The sequence below is a fragment of the Arsenicibacter sp. R0_47 genome (genome assembly GCF_057652235.1).
The window spans coordinates 1-2,939 of record NZ_JBYFCJ010000082.1; the positions used below are offsets into that span (position 1 = coordinate 1).

Sequence of the window (2,939 nt, forward strand, 5' to 3'; positions counted from 1 at the left end):
GAACGGAGCCGTTATCAGATCATTCCGGCTGACTTATCATCCGAAGATTTAAATCAGTACTGTTTTCTCTCGCCCATCGACCATGCCCTTGTAGCCGGGCAGCGACGCGACCATAATCGGTTAGGCTTTGCTCTTCAGTTGACCATTATCCGCTTAATGAATCACCTGCCCCAGGAGTGGTACAGACAAGTACCGACCTCCCTGGCAACCTACGTGGCTGGTCAGTTAGGGCTGGACCCTGCCGTGCTAGCGCGTTATGGCGAGCGGGAAGCTACTTGTTCAGAACATCTTCACACTGTATTACTTTATCTCAAACGGCGACGCTGGCAACCCCTAATCGACGTTGTCCCGCTGGAGCGTTGGTTGTTAGAGCGGGCGCTGGAACACGATAACGAACGGGTGTTGCTAAGAATAGCCTGTGAGTGGCTACGCGAGGCCTGTATTCTGCGCCCGGCTATTATCGAACTGGAGCGATTGGTAGCTTCCTTAGCCGAACTGGCACATCAGGAAACTTACCGGCGTTTAGCCCCACTGCTAACGGATACTCTCAAAGAGCGGCTGGATAAGTTACTGATTGTGGATAGCGACCTTAAGCTGACTCCCCATACCTGGTTAATCAAACCGCCCGTTAGTCCGACCGTAGGTCAGATTAGGCTGGCACTCAACAAGCGACAATATGTGACGACACTAGGCGTCGAAGGCTGGAAAGAGGTTGATCTGCATCCTAACCGCCAAAAACGCTTGGCTGCCATCGCACGCAGTAAGACCAATCAAGCCTTATTTCGACTGGCCGACGAAAAACGGTATCCGATGCTACTTGCTTTCTGCCTGGAGGCCTATGTTACGCTGACAGATTACGTGCTGCGGCTGTTCGATGAATATTGGGAAGACATCGTCGGGCAGGCTAATCGGGAACTGACAGAGCATCAACTGAAGCAGGTTAAAGCTAAAGATCGCATTTTAATTACGCTGGGTAAGGTAGCTGAGCCGATCATCGATGAGTTGAATGTGACGGATGAAACCCTGCGGGAACAGATCTACGCCAAAGTAGCACGAAGCGAACTGGTTGAAGCCATCGACCTAATGCTCTCTATAACTGGGCAAGGGTCACGCTCATTTCATCATTTCCTGGCTACTCGCTATCGTACGATTAAGTCATTCTCAGCAATTATGCTGGACCGATTCATCTTTGTTCATGCCTTTACAGGGGACGATTTCGATCAGGCCCTGACCCTAGTGAGCGAGTGGCAGAATGGCCGTCGACGCAAAGCACCCGACGAGCTACCAACCAGGTTCCTGCTGCCTTCCTGGAAGTCCTTCGTCCAACCGACGGGTGAGGTAGTGGACCGAACCGCTTATGAGTTGAGTGTCTTGTCCCGACTCCGTGATCGGTTGAGGTCCGGCGATGTGTATGTGGACTACTCCCGTAGATATGCCAGTCCCGATGTCTATTTAATGCCGCACTCGCATTGGCAAAGCCACCAGGCAGACCTGTTGGCTCTGCTGGGTTACCGGAATGCAACAGCCTACCGGTTGGATGAGCAACTGGCTGACCTAGAGGCTAATTTACCCCTGATTGAGCAGATCCTGACCCAGGAGGGGGATATTCGCATCGATGACGAAGGCGAGTTGGTCGTCACTCCGCTGAAAGCCGAAGAACTGCCCGAATCCGTTAAACGCCTGCGGCAGCTGATCGATGGGCGATTACCCGCTGTCGAACTGACTGATGTGCTGGTTGAAGTCGATGCCTGGACCGGATTTTCCTCCGAACTGATTGGCTTGGAAGCTGAACCCAGACGAGCCGATCATATAGCTCTTTTGTATGCGGCTCTGCTGGCCGGAGCCTGTAATATTCCTCTGGCTGAGATGGCTCAAAGCGCAGGCTTGGATTACCAGGCTCTTTGGTGGGTATCGACCAACTACTTACGAGAAGAAACCCTCAAACGGGCGACCGTCCGCCTGGTCAATTATCAACACAAGCAGTGGCTGGCATCCTACTGGGGTAGTGGGATGCTATCGTCTTCTGACGGTCAGCGTTTTCCCGTCAGTGGCAAGATCCGCAACGCGCAGGCGATTCCGCGATATTATGGTTACGGCAAGGGATATACGTTACTGACGCACTCCTCTGATCAGTACGCACAATATGGTAGCAAAGCCATTCCCTCCACGATTCGGGATGCCACTTATGTTTTGGACGAGATTTTGGGGAACGAGACGGATTTAGAGATTGTCGAACATACAACCGATACTGGCGGTTACACGGACATCGTATTTGCGTTATTTGATCTGCTTGGTCTCCAATTTTCTCCCCGACTGCGCGATCTGGCCAACCAACGCTTGTGTCGTATCAAAGGTCGAGACATACACTATCCTTCCTTGAAATTCACCAGCTATTTTCGGCCCGAGTATGTCCGGGCGCAGTGGAGTGAGTTATTGCGAGTAGCGGCTACGTTAAAAAGCGGCTGGGTAACATCATCTCTATTGATCAGTAAGTTACAGAGTTATCCCCGGCAACATCACCTAACGGCTCTGCTCCAGGAGTACGGTAAATTGGTCAAAACGACGTTCATCCTGCGCTACTTACAGAGCAGACCGTTACGCCGACGAATCCATGCACAACTCAACAAAGGCGAGCAACTCCATGCCTTACGGGCTTGGTTGTGGTTTGGAGGAGATGGCCACCTGAGACGTAAACAGGAAGAGGCCCAACAGGAGACCGCCGGTTGTCTGAACGTGCTGACCAATCTGGTCGTCGTCTGGAATACGATTTACACCCAGGAAGTACTGAAGAAACATCAGGCGGATGGTCATGAGGTTGACGAAAATGACTTTGAACACCTATCGCCATCTCGCTTCGCCCATATTAATCGGCTAGGTCGATACACCTTCCAACAAGCCGATCAATTTATGACTAACGGATTGCGTCCGTTAAGGCCATA

1 protein-coding gene is annotated in these 2,939 nt (G+C 51.8%); it reads left to right on the forward strand.

What is annotated here, in order from left to right:
* On the forward strand, window positions 1-2,939 hold a 2,939-nt coding region (locus AC23NW_RS35985), incomplete at both ends, for a Tn3 family transposase (protein WP_487455515.1).